Annotated in this window: 10 protein-coding genes; 6 read left to right on the plus strand and 4 right to left on the minus strand. The window is 73.2% G+C overall.

Translation table 11 applies throughout. From position 1 onward, the window contains the following. Positions 1 to 128 precede the first annotated feature (128 nt). Positions 129 to 1,457 carry an FAD-dependent oxidoreductase gene (locus tag ACFQ3T_RS11930; protein WP_380723298.1) on the minus strand — a complete coding sequence of 443 codons (1,329 nt, stop codon included), beginning with the start codon at positions 1,455 to 1,457 and terminating at the stop codon, positions 129 to 131. Between the two features lie 258 nt (positions 1,458 to 1,715). Between ACFQ3T_RS11930 and ACFQ3T_RS11935 the strand changes: the two genes are divergently transcribed. From ACFQ3T_RS11935 to ACFQ3T_RS11950, 4 genes are all read left to right on the plus strand, one after another. Further along, positions 1,716 to 2,876, plus strand: a complete 1,161-nt coding sequence (locus tag ACFQ3T_RS11935) for an epoxide hydrolase family protein (RefSeq protein WP_380723300.1) — start codon at positions 1,716 to 1,718, stop codon at positions 2,874 to 2,876. Between the two features lie 11 nt (positions 2,877 to 2,887). Further along, on the plus strand, positions 2,888 to 3,898 hold the full coding sequence (locus ACFQ3T_RS11940) for a methyltransferase (protein WP_380723301.1): 1,011 nt from the start codon (positions 2,888 to 2,890) through the stop codon (positions 3,896 to 3,898). A gap of 215 nt (positions 3,899 to 4,113) precedes the next feature. Beyond that, positions 4,114 to 4,380, plus strand: a complete 267-nt coding sequence (locus ACFQ3T_RS11945; protein WP_380723302.1) for a DUF1905 domain-containing protein — start codon at positions 4,114 to 4,116, stop codon at positions 4,378 to 4,380. 265 nt (positions 4,381 to 4,645) lie between these two features. Next, positions 4,646 to 5,929, plus strand: a complete 1,284-nt coding sequence (locus tag ACFQ3T_RS11950) for a cytochrome P450 (protein WP_380723303.1) — start codon at positions 4,646 to 4,648, stop codon at positions 5,927 to 5,929. An 83-nt stretch (positions 5,930 to 6,012) separates the two neighbouring features. Here the strand turns inward: ACFQ3T_RS11950 and ACFQ3T_RS11955 are convergent, their stop codons facing one another. Then, on the minus strand, positions 6,013 to 6,729 hold the full coding sequence (locus ACFQ3T_RS11955; RefSeq protein ID WP_380723304.1) for a class I SAM-dependent methyltransferase: 717 nt from the start codon (positions 6,727 to 6,729) through the stop codon (positions 6,013 to 6,015). Between the two features lie 99 nt (positions 6,730 to 6,828). Beyond that, on the minus strand, positions 6,829 to 7,254 hold the full coding sequence (locus tag ACFQ3T_RS11960) for an enediyne antibiotic chromoprotein (RefSeq protein WP_380723305.1): 426 nt from the start codon (positions 7,252 to 7,254) through the stop codon (positions 6,829 to 6,831). 380 nt (positions 7,255 to 7,634) lie between these two features. Between ACFQ3T_RS11960 and ACFQ3T_RS11965 the strand changes: the two genes are divergently transcribed. After that, a complete protein-coding gene (locus tag ACFQ3T_RS11965) occupies positions 7,635 to 13,454 on the plus strand; it encodes a type I polyketide synthase (RefSeq protein ID WP_380723306.1) in 5,820 nt (1,939 codons plus the stop codon). 58 nt (positions 13,455 to 13,512) lie between these two features. Beyond that, the gene (locus ACFQ3T_RS11970; protein WP_380723307.1) at positions 13,513 to 13,962 is read left to right on the plus strand and encodes an acyl-CoA thioesterase; all 450 of its coding nucleotides are present in this window, start codon (positions 13,513 to 13,515) and stop codon (positions 13,960 to 13,962) included. Positions 13,963 to 14,105: 143 nt separating this feature from the next. Here the strand turns inward: ACFQ3T_RS11970 and ACFQ3T_RS11975 are convergent, their stop codons facing one another. Then, on the minus strand, positions 14,106 to 14,456 hold the full coding sequence (locus ACFQ3T_RS11975; protein ID WP_380723308.1) for a hypothetical protein: 351 nt from the start codon (positions 14,454 to 14,456) through the stop codon (positions 14,106 to 14,108). Between the last annotated feature and the right edge of the window lie 26 nt (positions 14,457 to 14,482).

A 14,482-nucleotide genomic window follows, 5' to 3' on the forward strand; every position in this document is an offset into this window, starting at 1 on the left:
CGCCGCGACGTCCTCCGCGTCGCCCGGCCGCAGCACGGCGGCCGGGCGTCCGCTGACCTGGCGGCCGAAGTCGGTGGCCGCCGCGTCGAGGTCGGCGGGGTCCGTGCTGAGCGTGCCCCGCCAGGCGGTCACCGGCGGCCCCGCAGCACCCGCTTGACGATCGACGGGCGCATGAGGGCCTGCGGCGGGTCGACCAGGCCGGCGGCCCGCAGGAACGCCTCGGTCAGCTCCTCGTCGTACACGGCGGCGGCCTGCACGCGCGGCACGTAGGCGTTGCCCATCCACGTCTTGAGCGTGCGGCGGCCCTGCACGCCGGGGAACGCGAGGTCCGCGCTGGCGGCCATCTCCCACGGCGCGTCGGTCACCTTCGCGAGGTCCGCGAAGTACCGGCGCGGGTTCGGCGCCTCGCCGTTGGCGACGTGCCGCGCCAGCACGGTGGACTCGATCGCGGCCACCGTCATGCCCTGCCCGTAGACGGGGTTGAACACGCACGCCGCGTCGCCGATCACCAGCAGGCCCGCCGGGAGGCGGGACATGCGGTCGTAGCGCCGCCGGATGCTCGCCGGGAAGCGGAACATCTTCGGCTCGCCCATCGGCTTCGCGTTCTGCACGGCCTTGTAGATCTCCGGCACGGGCAGCGACTCGACGTAGGCGAGGAACCCCTCCATGTCGGTGGGCGGCCGGTCGCCGAGCAGCCCGGTGAGCGACACGCTGTACCGGTCGGGCAGCCGGGCGAAGATCGCGCCGCGCGGGATCGCGGGCGTCGCCACCGGCAGCAGCGCGATGTCGTCGCCGATCGGGTCGAACTCCAGCGGGCCGTGGAAGTCGCACGTCGTGTAGGTCAAGTCCATCGCGACCCGCTCCTCGGCGACCTCCGGGTAGCCCAGCTCGCCGAGCCAGCGCGGGGTGCGCGTGCCGCGGCCGGTCGCGTCCACGACCAGGTCGGCGGTCAGCAGCTCCTCCGGCGCGTCACCGGACCGGCCCTGCACGCGCGCGCCGGTGACCCGCTTGCGGTCGGGGTCCGTGATGAGGCCGACGATGTCGGTGTGCTCGCGGACGGTCACCTCCGGCAGCGCCGTGACCCGGCGGCGGATGCGGTCCTCCAGCAGGGGACGACCGGCCGCCACGCAGGTCAGGCCGGTCTCCGTCTTCTTGATCATCTCGCCGTTGAAGTACCAGCTCAGGCTGGTGCCGAAGTCGCCGATCGGCACGCCGATCGACCGCAGCTCCTCGGTGAAGCCGGGGAACAGCTCGTCCAGGATCTGCTGACCGCGCGCCAGGAGGGCGTGGATGTGGTGACCCTGGGGAATGGCCTGACGGGGACCGGACGCCCCGGTCACCGCGTCGCGGTCGACCACGGTCACCGTCCGGTAGTGGTCGGCGAGCACGCGGGCCGAGAGCAGTCCCGCGATGCCGGCGCCGAGGACCACCGCGTGGTTGCCGGCATACCTGTCCATGGCGCGTCCTCCGGTGGGAAAAGGAAATCGGCTGTGGGTCGACGGTAGGTCGCCGGCGCGTCCCGCGATTACTCTTGGAATGCGGTCCCGATCCTTTTCCGGACGATTCTTCTCCGTTCTTGCGCCGTCCTCGCGGGGCTTGTCGGAAGCCTTGCCGGGCGTTCGGCCGCGTCCGTAGCTTCGGCTGGAGTCGCGCGTGCCGCCCCGCCTCGGGGCGTGACCGGAACAGCCTCGACATCAGCGCATGAGGAGCCTCGGATGGAACCCTTCCGCATCGACATCCCACAGGTGGCCCTGGACGACCTCAACCGGCGGCTGGCCGCGACGCGGTGGCCGGCGGACCCCGTGGACGCGGGGTGGAGCCGGGGCGTGCCGCAGGCCTACCTGCAGGAGCTCGCCACGTACTGGCAGACGTCGTTCGACTGGCGTGCCGCCGAGGCGAAGCTCAACCGGTTCCCGCAGTTCACCACCACGATCGACGGCGCGAACATCCACTTCATCCACGTCCGCTCGCCCGAGGCTGACGCGACGCCGATGATCGTCACGCACGGCTGGCCGGGCTCGCCCGCCGAGTTCCTGGACGTCATCGACCAGCTCACCGACCCGCGGGCGCACGGCGGCGACCCCACCGAGGCGTACCACCTGGTCATCCCGACCCTGCCCGGCTTCGGCTTCTCCGGCCCCACGCCGGACGCCGGCTGGACGTTCGGCCGCGTCGCCAACGCCTGGGGCGAGCTGATGGACCGGCTCGGCTACCAGCGGTACGTGGCCCAGGGCGGCGACATCGGCGCGTGGATCTCCGAGATCCTCGCGCACATGCGCCCCGACAACGTGATCGCGCTGCACGTCAACTTCCTCGTCACGCCGCCCAGCGGCGACCCGGCCGAGCTGGCGGGCCTGGCCGAGGCGGACTTCGCCCGGCTCGGGCTGCTCACCCGGTACGCCGACGAGCTGTCCGGCTACATGAAGCTCCAGGCGACGCGCCCGCGCACGCTGTCCTACGCGCTCACCGACTCGCCGGTCGGACAGCTGGCGTGGATCGCGGAGAAGTTCAAGGACTGGACCGACTCGGACAAGACGCCCGACGACGCCGTCGACCGCGACCACCTGCTGACCAACGTCGCCATCTACTGGTTCACCGCCACCGCGGGCTCCTCGGCGGACTTCTACTTCGACAACGCGGCCATGCTGCCGACCGCGTCGACCCCGCCGCCGGCCGCGCCGCCGCTGCCCGTGCCGCTCGGCGTGGCCGTCTTCCCGCACGACCCCGCGCTGCCGATCCGCGCGCTGGCCGAAGCCCGCTACCCGCGGATCGCGCACTGGGCCGAGTACGACCGCGGCGGCCACTTCGCCGCGATGGAGGAGCCCGACCTGTTCGTCGGCGACCTCCGCGAATTCGCCCGCGCGCTGCGGCGGTAGGAAGGAATCCGATGGCACAGCACGTCAAGCGCGCCGGGTTGCTGACCCTCGCGGACCTCGCCACCCCGATGGCGGTGCGCGTCGCGGCCACGTTGCGGGTCGCCGACCACATCGCCGCCGGCCGGCGCACGGCGGAGGAGATCGCCGACGCCGCCGGCGCCCACGCGGGCGCGCTCGACCGCCTGCTGCGGCACCTGGTGACCGTCGACCTGTTCACCCGGGACGACGACGGCCGGTACGCGCTCACCGCGTTCGGCGAGCAGCTGCGCGACGACCACCCGGCCGGCAAGCGGCAGTGGCTCACCTCAGACGGCGCGGTGGGCCGCGGCGACCTGGCGTTCGTGGAGCTGGCGCACTCCGTCCGGACGGGGCAGGCTTCCTACCCCGTCCGGTACGGGCTGTCGTTCTGGGACGACCTGGGCGCCGACCCGGTGCTGTCGGCGTCGTTCGACGCGCTGATGAGCCGGCACATCGAGCGGGACAACAGCGGCATCGCCGACGCCTACGACTGGGCGTCGCTCGGGCACGTGGTGGACGTCGGCGGCGGTGACGGCAGCCTGCTCGCCCGGCTGCTGACGGCGCACGGCGAGCTGCGCGGCACCGTCGTCGACCTGCCGGGGCCCGCGGGGAAGGCCCGCGAGCTGTTGCGCGAGCGCGGCCTCCTCGGGCGCGCCGACGTGGCGCCGGGGAGCTTCTTCGACCCGCTGCCCGTCGGGGCGGGCGGCTACGTGCTGTCCGCGATCATCCACGACTGGGACGACGAGCCGGCGGTGAAGATCCTGCGGCAGTGCGCCGACGCCGCCGGCGACGACGGCGTCGTGCTCGTCATCGAGGCGATCGGCTCGGACGGCGAGTCACCCAACACGGTGATGGACCTGCGCATGCTCGCGTGCGCCGGCGGCAAGGAGCGCGGCCTCGCCGAACTCCGGGCCATCGCCGCGAGCGCTGGTCTGACCGTGCGCGGGGTCCACCCGGTCGGCCACCCGTCCGTCACGTCGATCATCGAGCTGGCCCGCGAGTGATCACGTCGGGCGCCGGCGACCGTTTGACGACGCGCCACCGGGTGCGGTATCCCGATCGCGCACAGAAGAGCGGGTCGAGCATTCCGTGAATCGGTCACGGCGCCTTATGTGAATCCGGCATGTTGCGCCTGTGAGTCCATCACGTCGGTCGGGAAACCGACCGAATGACGACTCGGCTTTGCTAGTCTCGCAGGTGGCCGAAGCAGGAGGGAATCATGGAGGAAAAGAAGTTCACCGCGAAGCTGGAGACGACTGCGGACGACGGGGCCTGGACGTACATCACCTGGCCCGAGTCCGCCGAATTCTTCGGCACCCGCAAGTCGGTCAAGGTGGCCGGCACCATCGACGGTCAGGAATTCAAGACGTCGTTCCTCCCGATGGGCGGCGGGGTCCACATGCTGCCGGTCAAGGCGGCGATCCTGTCCGCCATCGACAAGAAGGCGGGCGACACCGTCGAGGTTCACCTGAAGGAACGACTCTAGAGCCCGTTCGGAGCCAAGTCCTTCTCGGAACCCGGCCCGCGCCCACCCCGCGGCGGAGCCGGGTTCCGTGCTGTCGGGCCGATCTTCGCCGCCCGTAGCTCGCTTCCCGCAATGCACAGCCCGCACATGCGCAGCCCGCACATGCGCAGCCCGCGACGCGCAGCCCGCACCGCGCGGCACGTCATCCGCAGTCCGGAATTCCCCAGCCGTGTTTCGTCGGCGGGGAGCAGCCGGGAACTCGTCGTTCACGAACATCGGAGGAGCAGTGGACACAACGGCTCCCGACCTCGGGATGGATCTCGCCGAGGCCGCCCGCGACCCCGATCTGGCCGTGCTGGCCGAGGTGCTGCACACCACCGGCCCGGTGGTGCGCGCGCCGTACCCCGCCGGCGGGTACGTCTGGGTCGTCACCGAGCCGGGCATCGCCCGGAAGGTGCTCTCGGACACCCGGCTGGTCAAGGACGCGGCGCTGGCGCCACCGCACTGGACCGAGGTGTTCACCGTGCTCGGCACGCGTTCCCGGCCCCACCCCGGGCTGATCGCCGTGGAAGGGGCGCAACACCGCCGGCTCCGCAACGTGCACGCGCCCGCGTTCACGCCGCGCCGCATCCGCGCGCTGGAGCCCCGCATCCGGGCCGCGTGCGACGAGCGGCTGGACCGGATCGCGACCATGGGCGCGAACCCCGTCGACGTCGTCGCCGAGTACTGCTACCCGGTGCCGCTCACGGTGATCGGCGAGCTGCTGGGCATCCCGCCCACGGCCCACGCCGACCTGCGCCAGGCCACCGAGGACATCGCGTACGGCGCCGAGCACTCCGTCCGCAAGGCCGGGCGCGCGCTGCTCGCGCACTGGGTGGAGCGGGCCGTGGAGAGCAAGCGCGACCAGCCTGGCGAGGACTTCATCTCCGACCTCGTCGCGGTGCACGAGGCCGATCCGGACCTGTTGCAGGCCGAGGAGCTGACCGCCGCCGTCACCGGGCTGATCTTCGCCGGTCACGAGACCACGGCCGGGCTGCTCGCGTCGCTGCTGATGACGGTGGTGACGGACCCCGAGGCGCGGGAGGCGGCGAAGACCGACGCCGGCGCGGCCGCGCTGGTCGAGGAGACGCTGCGGCTGTTCCCGCCGGTGCCGAACACGACCTGGCGGTTCGCGGCCGAGCCGCTGACCATTGGCGGCCACGAGGTGCCGCGCGGCGCGGCGGTGCTGGTCAGCATCCTGGCCGTGAACCGCTGCCCGGTGAACCACGGCGCGGTGGACGGTGCGGAGAACGGCGCGGAGAACGGTGCGCCGTCCGCCGAGCGCGACCACCTGAGCTTCGGCTACGGCCCGCACTACTGCATCGGCGCCGGGCTGTCCCGGACCGAGGCGAGGATCGCGGTGCGCGCCTTCGTCGACCGCTTCCCCGACGTGAAGCTGGCCGTGGACCAGTCGGAACTGACGTGGGACAGCAGCCTCCCGCTGCGCCGGTTGCGCTCGCTGCCGGTCAGCCTGACGGCCGACCACACCAGCGGTTCCGACCACGTGGAGGACTCCGGCCGCGCCGCATGAGGGTTTCCGTCCGCGGCGAGACGGAAAGGGGCGGTGCGGCAATCAGCCGCACCGCCCCTTTTCCGTGCTGTGACCACGCCTGGCTACGACGCTTCCCCCGACCACGTGTCGGGGCGCGCGATGAACGTCCACCGCGACCGGTTGTTGTTGCCGAGGTTGCGTGCCTGCCGGGAACCGGTGAGGCCCGCTTCCCTCGCCAGCTCCACCACCTCGTGCTCGTCCAACCGGGTCAGTCCCAACCGCTTGCGCACCCGTGCGTACGGCGATGCCGCATTCCGCGCGAGGGCACGGAGAGCGGCGAGGACGAACCCGTCCCGGGCCGCGAAGCGCAGCAGTTCCGCGGTGTCGGTCACCAGCCCGACGCGGCGCGGGATGATGTCGCCGATGACGAGGACGCCGTCGTCGCCGAGCAACCGGCGCGCCTCCCGCAGGAAGGCGGCCAGCTCCTCCGGTGACAGGTACTGCACCACCGAGTGGGCGACGACGAGGCCGATCGACCCGGACGGGAGGCCGGCGAGCCCGTCCGGGCCGATCACCGAGACGCCGGGACTGGCGGCGAACCGCGTCACCAGCCGGTCCCGGATGCTGTCCGCCGCCTCGCACAGGATCACTCCCGCGCACGCCGCGGCGATGTCGTCGGCGAACAGCGCGTCGCCGGGGCCGTAGTCGAGCACCCGGCTCGTCTTCGCGGGCAGCAACCGGATCACGTCGTCCGCGATGGACCGGAAGTGGCGCTCCCGGTGCCGGTCGTTGACGTACGTGCCCTGTGCCCGGTTCCACTCGTCGAGCCAGGTCGACATCGATCCTCACAGTCCCACGGTGCGGTCACGCGTCGACACCGCGCGCCGGGCCCCGTGGTGACGGTGGTGATCAGGCAGCGATCAGGTGTTGACGGTGGTTCAGGCGAACGAGATCGGCACGCCGCCGGGGCCGTTGCCCGCGGCGTCGGAGACACCGACCGAGCACTGCACGGTGGTGCAGTCCACGGTCCCCCAGGTGGTGCCGTCGAAGAGGACGCCGGTGAAAGTCTTGCGCACGGTCAACGGGCTGTCGAGAGATCCCGCCGAATTCGCCGTCGCCCGCGTGAACGTCTCAGGGGCGCACGCCAGCACGCCGGCCTCCACCCAGGCGCACTCGCCGACGTCGTAGGTCGTCCCGGCCTGGAGTCCCGTGGCGGACACCTGCACGGTGGCGCCGTCGGCCAGGCCGGAGGAGGGGGTCACGGTCAACGCCGGCGCCGCGGAGGCGGTCAACCCGCCCGTGGTCAGCAGGCCCAGCACCACGGCGGAGCCTGCGACGATCCTGGCCGCGTTCTTCCCGATCATGAGAGATGTGTTCCTTCCCTGTGGAGAATGTGATCCCGGCAACCGGAGCGAAGTCGAGCGATCGCTCTCCGTAGCCGCTCCACCAACATCGCAGTCGGATCAATACGTTGTCAATGATTCAGGACCACAATTTAGAGGAAGTCCGCCGCGATAGAACCCATATAATTGGCGGCCATTTCCCCGGCCTTCCCGCGGTGATTCCGCGACCTCGGTCGACGCGCCCTCCGGGGCGGCACTATCGGAGAAGACTTCCGCCGTGCGGCAGCGCATGCTGGTCACCTGGCACACGTCTGAATGGCGGCCAGCACACCGCGGAAGTACCGGATCACGTCGCCGGGTCGGGGTGGTACAGGAAAGGCTGGAACGACGGAAGGTCGTCGATGGGCAGCGAGCGGATCGCGATTGTCGGTATTGGGCTGTGCTATCCGGATGCCGGTTCCCCCGGCGAGCTCTGGGAGAACGTGCTGGCCGGGCGGCGGGCGTTCCGGAGGCTGCCCGACGAACGGATGAACCGGCGGGACTACTGGTCGCCGGACCCCGAGGCGCCCGACCGGTTCTACGCCGAGAAAGCCGCCGTGCTGCGCGACTTCGAGTTCGACCGGGTGAAGTACCGCGTCGCCGGTAGCACCTACCGCGCCACGGACCTCACGCACTGGTTGGCGCTTGAGGTGGCGTCGCGGGCGCTGGCGGACGCCGGGTTCCCGGACGGGCGGGGCCTGCCGAACCACGCCACCGGCGTGGTGCTCGGCAACAGCCTCACCGGCGAGTTCTCCCGGGCGAACGTCATGCGGCTGCGCTGGCCGTACGTGCGCCGCACGGTGGCCGCCGCGCTGGCCGCCAAGGGCTGGGGCGACCAGGAGACCGCCGCGTTCCTGGGCGACCTGGAGGAGCAGTACAAGGCGCCGTTCCCGCCGATCAACGAGGACTCGCTGGCCGGCGGGCTGGCGAACACCATCGCCGGCCGGATCTGCAACCACTTCGACCTGCACGGCGGCGGGTACACGGTCGACGGCGCGTGCTCGTCGTCGCTGCTCTCGATCGTCACGGCGGCGAAGGCGCTGGTGGACGAGGACGTCGACGTGGCGCTCGCGGGCGGCGTCGACCTGTCGATCGACCCGTTCGAGGTCATCGGCTTCGCCAAGACCGGCGCGCTCGCCACGGGCGAGATGAAGGTCTACGACCGCGACTCCAACGGCTTCTGGCCCGGCGAGGGCGCCGGCCTGCTCGTGCTGATGCGCGAGGAGGACGCGGTGGCCGCCGGCAAGCGGATCTACGCGACGATCGCGGGCTGGGGCGTGTCGTCCGACGGCAAGGGCGGCATCACCCGCCCCGCCGCGGAAGGCCACCGCCTGGCGCTCACCAGGGCGTACCGCAAGGCGGGTTACGGCGTCGAGACCGTGTCGTACTTCGAGGGCCACGGCACCGGCACCGAGGTCGGCGACGCCACGGAGATCGAGGCGCTGTCCACGGCCCGCCGTGCCGCCGACCCCACCGCGCGGCCGGCCGCGCTGAGCACCGTCAAGGGCAACTTCGGGCACACCAAGGCGGCGGCGGGCGTGGTCGGTCTGATCAAGGCCGCCCTCGCCGTGCACCACCAGGTCATCCCGCCCGCCACCGGTCACCACACCCCGCACCCGCTGCTGACCGACGCGGACGCGGCGATGCGGGTGCCGAAGGACGCCGAGCTGTGGCCGTCCGACGAGCCGGTGCGCGCCGGCGTGTCCGCGATGGGCTTCGGCGGCATCAACACGCACGTGGCGATCGAGCAGGCCCCGGACGTCCCCCGCCGGAGGGAGCTCGACGCCACCACGGTCGAGCTGGTCAGCGGACGGCAGAACGCCGAGCTGCTGCTGCTCGACGCGGCCGGCCTGGACGGGTTGCGGGCGCGGGTCGCCCAGCTCGTCCAGGTCGTGCCGAAGCTCGCCATGGCCGAGATCACCGACCTGGCCGCGGCCCTGGCCGACGAGCTGGGCGGCCACCCCGTGCGGGCGGCCGTCGTGGCGTCCGGGCCGGAGGAGGCCGAGCGCCGGTTGCGCCGCCTGCTGACCGCGATCGACGCGGGCCAGGAGAGCCTCTTCGCGCCGGACGAGGGCGTCTTCCTCGACCACCGCTCCACCGCGCCGAGCATCGCGTTCCTGTTCCCCGGGCAGGGTTCCGGGCGGGGCGCGGTCGGCGCGATCCGCCGCCGGTTCGCCGCGGCGGAGGAGGTGTTCCGGTCCGCGGGCCTGCCGGTCGACGGCGACCAGGTGGCCACGGAGGTGGCGCAGCCGCGCATCGTCACGGGTTCGCTGGCCGGTCTGCGCGTGCTGCGCGGCCTCGGCATCGAGGGCGACATCGCCGTCGGGCACAGCCTCGGCGAGCTGACCGCGCTGCACTGGGGCGGCGCGATGGACGAGGCCAGGGTGCAGCAGCTGGCCCGCATCCGCGGCGCGGTGATGGCTCGGGCGAGCAAGGGCGGCGGCGCGATGGCCGGCCTGGCGGTCGGCCCGGACTCCGCCGAGCGGCTGATGGCCGGCGAGGACGTCGGCATCGCCGGGTACAACAGCCCCAGGCAGACCGTGATCTCCGGCCCGGCCGACGCGGTGGACCGGGTGTGCGCCAGGGCGCGGGCCGCCGGCGTGCAGGCCAGCCGGATCAACGTCTCGCACGCGTTCCACTCGCCGCTGGTGCAGCCCGCGGCGGTGGCGATGGCCGAGCACCTGGCCGACTTCGAGTTCGACCGCCTGAGCCGGCCCGTGGTGTCCACCGTGACCGGCGAGGTGCTGCACGCGGCGGAGGACCTGCGCGAGCTGCTGCCGGACCAGGTGCTGCTGCCGGTCCGGTTCCGCGAGGCCGCCGCACGGGCGGTCGAGCGCGCCGACCTGGCGCTGGAGGTCGGCCCCGGACGGGTGCTGGCCGGGCTGCTGGCGGAGATCGCGCCGGGCACGCCGGTGCTGTCGCTCGACACCGACAACAACTCCCTGGTGCCGCTGCTCTCCGCGGTGGGCGCGGCGTTCGCGCTCGGCGCGGACGTGGACACGGCCGCGTTGTTCGCCGGCCGCGTGGTGCGCCCGCTGCCGCTCGACGGCACGATGACGTTCCTGGCCAGCCCGTGCGAGGCGGCTCCCGCGCTGGACGCGGGCCTGGCCGAGCTGGACCAGCCCGTCGCGGTGGAGGCGCCGCAGGCGGACCGGCCCGCGGTGGCCGGCGCCGGGGCGAACCCGACGCTGGAGCTGCTGCGCAAGCTCGCCTCCGAGAAGGTCGAGCTGCCGCTGGAGACGATCAGCGCGGACACCCACCCGCTGGACGACCTGCACCTCAGCTCGATCACCGTCGGCCAGCTGGTGAACGAGGCCACCCGGGCGCTCGGCCGGCCCCCGTTCGAGGCCATGCCGAACTTCGCCACGGTCTGCCTCGGCGAGCTGGCCGAGATGATCGACGAGCTGGCCGAGACCGAGCAGGACAAGGAACCCGCGTCCGGCGAGGTCGCCGGTGTCGCGCCGTGGGTCCGCCCGTTCGCGGTGGACTGGGTCGAGGCGCCGCCGCCCTCGGTGGAGGTCGGCTCCGGCACCCCGACCGGCGAGTGGACCGCGTTCGCCACGCCGGGGCACCCCCTGGTGGAGCCGCTGCGGGCCGCGTTGGCCGAGGCGGGCATCGGCGACGGCGTGCTGCTGTGCCTGCCCGCGGACTGCGACGCGAGCCACGCCGGGCTGATGCTCGACGCCGGCCGCACCGCGATGGCCGCCGCGACCGGCACCCGGTTCGTCGTGGTGCAGCAGGGTCTCGGCGCGTCGGGCCTGGCGAAGACGCTGCGGCTGGAGGACCCGTCCGCCCGCACCACGATCGTCGAGCTCGCCGACGTCACGCCCACCGACCCCGTGGTCGTCGCCGCGGCGGTGGCCAAGGTGACCCGCGAGGCCGCGGCCACGGCGGACTTCGCCGAGGTGCGCTACGACGAGGTCGGCCGGCGCTGGGTCCCGGTGCTGCGCGTCTTCACCCTCCCCGCGGAGGTGGGCGGGTCCCCGCTCGACGCGGCGGACGTGCTGCTGGTGACCGGCGGCGGCAAGGGCATCACGGCGGAGTGCGCCCTCGCCATGGCGAAGGACTCCCACGCCAGGCTCGCGCTGCTCGGCCGGGCCGACCCGGCGCACGACGAGGAGCTGGCCGGCAACCTGGCCCGGCTCGACGCCGCCGGCATCGAGTACCGGTACGAGCGCGCCGACGTGACCGCCGCCGACCAGGTGGCCGCCGCGATCGAACGCGTCCAGCGCGAGCTGGGCCCGGTCACGGCGGTGCTGCACGGCGCGGGCCGCAACGAGCCGGCCGCGTTGTTCAGCCTCACCGAGACCGCGTTCCGGGCCACGCTGGCGCCCAAGGTCGACGGCCTGCGGGCCGTGCTGGACGCCGTGGACCAGGACCGGGTCAAGCTCCTGGTGACGTTCGGCAGCATCATCGGCCGGGCCGGCCTGCGCGGCGAGGCGCACTACGCCACCGCCAACAGCTGGATGAGCGAGCTGACCGAGCGGTTCCAGCGCGAGCACCCGAACGCCAGGGCTTTGGCGCTGGAGTGGTCGGTGTGGTCGGGCGCGGGCATGGGCGAGCGGCTCGGCGTCGTGGAGGCGTTGAAGCGGGACGGGATCACGCCGATCTCGGCGGAGAACGGCATCCAGGTGCTCCGCAAGCTGCTCGGCACGAATGCCAGCGGCACGCTCGTGGTGAGCGGCCGCGCGGCGGGCCTGGTGACGTTGCCGCTGGAGCGGGCCGAGCTGCCGCTGACGCGGTTCGTGGACCGCGCCGTCGTGCACTACCCGGGCATCGAGCTGATCACCGAGGCGGACCTCGGCTCCGGCAGCGACCCGTACCTCGACGACCACCTGCTGGACCGGCAGCTGCTGTTCCCCGCCGTGCTCGGCATGGAGGCCATGACGCAGGTCGCCGTGGCGGTGACCGGCAACACCGCGCCGCCGCTGCTGGAGGACGTCGAGTTCCTGCGGCCGATCGTGGTCCCGCCGGACGGCAGCACGACGATCCGCCTGGCGGCCCTGGCCGGCGACGGCGGCACGGTGGACGTGGTGCTGCGCAGCTCGGAGACCGGGTTCAGCGCCGAGCACTTCCGCGCCAGGCTGCGGTTCCCGCGGCCGGAGGTCCCCGGCGAGCCGGCCACCGGCGAACCGGCGCTGCCGCTGGTGCCGGTCGACCCGGTGACCGAGCTGTACGGCACGGTGCTGTTCCAGGGCAAGCGGTTCCAGCGGCTCACCGGGTACCGGCGGGCGAACGCGCGGCACGCGGTCGCCGAGATCGCGGTCCGGCAGGAGTCGACGTGGTTCGCGGCGTTCCTGCCGCAGCAGCGGCTCCTCGCCGACCCCGGCGCCAGGGACGCGATGATGCACGCCATCCAGTGCTGCGTCCCGGACGCCACCCTGCTGCCGCAGCGGATCGAGCGGCTGTACCTCGCGAAGCCCGCCGACCAGGACGTGGACTACCTGGTCCTCGACGCGCGGGAGCGGTCGCAGGACGGCGACAGCTACGTCTACGACCTCGACGTGCGGACACCGTCCGGCGAGGTGGTGGAGCGCTGGGAGGGGCTGACGCTGCGCGCGGTGCGCAAGCGCGACGGCGCGGGCCCGTGGACGCCGTCCATGCTCGGCTCGCACCTGGAGCGGTCGCTGGAACGCGTGCTCGGCGGCAGCCGCGCGGTCGTCGTCGAACCGGACCCGGCCGACGGGGCGGGCGGCACGGTCGAGCGGCGGGCGCAGACGCGGCTCGCGGTGAGCCGTGCGGTCGGTGTGCCCACTCGGGTGGGGTACCGGCCGGACGGGAAGCCGGAACTGGACGGCGCCTCGGTGAGCGCGTCGCACAGCGCCGGGCTCACCCTCGCCGTGGTCGGCTCCGACGTGCTGGCGTGCGACGTGCAGGAGGTCGCCCACCGGAGCGCGGACGACTGGTCCGGGCTGCTCGGGCCGGACCTGCTGCCGGTGCGCGACCTGCTCGTGGCCGAGGCCGGCGACCCGGTGGACGTGGCCGCGACCCGGCTGTGGAGCGCGATCGAGTGCGTCCGCAAGACCGGCGAGTTCACGCAGGCGATCACCGTCGAGCGGGTGCACGCCGACGGCTGGGTGCTGCTGCGGTCCGGTCGGGCGCTGATCGCGACCTGGCCGACCACGTTGAGCGGTCGCCGCGCGCCCGTGGTGTTCGCCGTGCTCGCCGGGGAGGCGGCGTGAGCGGGACCGTCCTCCACCAACCGGACACGAGTGTCCACAAGGCACAAGGAGCGATTCGGTGAGCGACTACTACGAGCTGCGGCACACCGTCGGGTTCGAGGAGACCAACATCGTCGGCAACGTCTACTACGTGAACTACCTGCGCTGGCAGGGGCGGTGCCGGGAGATGTTCCTCCAGGAGAAGGCCCCCGCCGTGCTGGCGGAGGTGCGCGAGGACCTGAAGCTGTTCACGCTCAAGGTGGACTGCGAGTTCTACGCCGAGATCACCGCGTTCGACGTGCTGTCGGTGCGGATGCGGCTGGAGGACCTGACCCAGACGCAGGTCCAGTTCGCGTTCGACTACGTGCACCTGAAGGGCGACGAGGAGCACCTGATCGCCCGGGGCAGGCAGCGGATCGCGTGCATGCGCGGTCCGAACGGGGCCACGGTCCCGACCCGCGTGCCCGAGGCATTGCGCGCGGCCCTGGCGCCGTACGCGACGGACGTGGCGGTGTTGGCGAAGTCCTAGCCGGGCAGTCCTGCCGGGGGAGTCCTGGTCGGGCGAGTCCTGGTCGGGCGGGTGTGGACGGGACGGGTTGTCGGCGTCGGGGTGGCCGGCAACCCGTCCGCGCGTGGCCGGTCACCCGCCCGTCGCGCCGGGCGTCCGCCCGTTCAGGGCACCCGCCCGACCGCCGGCACGTTGTCCTCGCTGATGTACCGGTCCGGGTCGGTCAGCGGGTGGTCGGGCGCGTCCGGGTCGAGGTAGCGGCGCCACTCCGGGCTCAGGCGCCGGCCGCGGTCGAGCGCCGCTCGGCAGGCGTCGTCGCCGAGCGCCGCCCGGCACCGGGCAGTGATCCGCCGGACGTCCCCGGCCTCGCCCTCGGGCAGCGCCGCGCCCGCGTTCTCCCGCGCCGCCGCCGCGCCGAGCAGGTTCGCGGCCCGTTCGTGGTGCCCCATCAGGGTTTCCGCGCCTGCCAGGCCCTCCAGGCTCAACGCCACCGCGTGCGGGTCGCCGCTCGCCACGGCCGCCGCGAACCCCGTTGTGCCAC

It is taken from the genome of Saccharothrix hoggarensis, from assembly GCF_042678885.1.
Taxonomy (GTDB): domain Bacteria; phylum Actinomycetota; class Actinomycetes; order Mycobacteriales; family Pseudonocardiaceae; genus Actinosynnema; species Actinosynnema hoggarensis.

What these genes read in the sequence shown, in the direction of transcription:
- ACFQ3T_RS11930 (WP_380723298.1), bottom strand. Translation starts at nt 1,457, where the DNA reads ATGGACAGGTATGCCGGCAACCACGCGGTGGTCCTCGGCGCCGGCATC.
- ACFQ3T_RS11935 (WP_380723300.1), top strand. Translation starts at nt 1,716, where the DNA reads ATGGAACCCTTCCGCATCGACATCCCACAGGTGGCCCTGGACGACCTC.
- ACFQ3T_RS11940 (WP_380723301.1), top strand. Translation starts at nt 2,888, where the DNA reads ATGGCACAGCACGTCAAGCGCGCCGGGTTGCTGACCCTCGCGGACCTC.
- ACFQ3T_RS11945 (WP_380723302.1), top strand. Translation starts at nt 4,114, where the DNA reads ATGGAGGAAAAGAAGTTCACCGCGAAGCTGGAGACGACTGCGGACGAC.
- ACFQ3T_RS11955 (WP_380723304.1), bottom strand. Translation starts at nt 6,729, where the DNA reads ATGTCGACCTGGCTCGACGAGTGGAACCGGGCACAGGGCACGTACGTC.
- ACFQ3T_RS11960 (WP_380723305.1), bottom strand. Translation starts at nt 7,254, where the DNA reads ATGATCGGGAAGAACGCGGCCAGGATCGTCGCAGGCTCCGCCGTGGTG.
- ACFQ3T_RS11965 (WP_380723306.1), top strand. Translation starts at nt 7,635, where the DNA reads ATGGGCAGCGAGCGGATCGCGATTGTCGGTATTGGGCTGTGCTATCCG.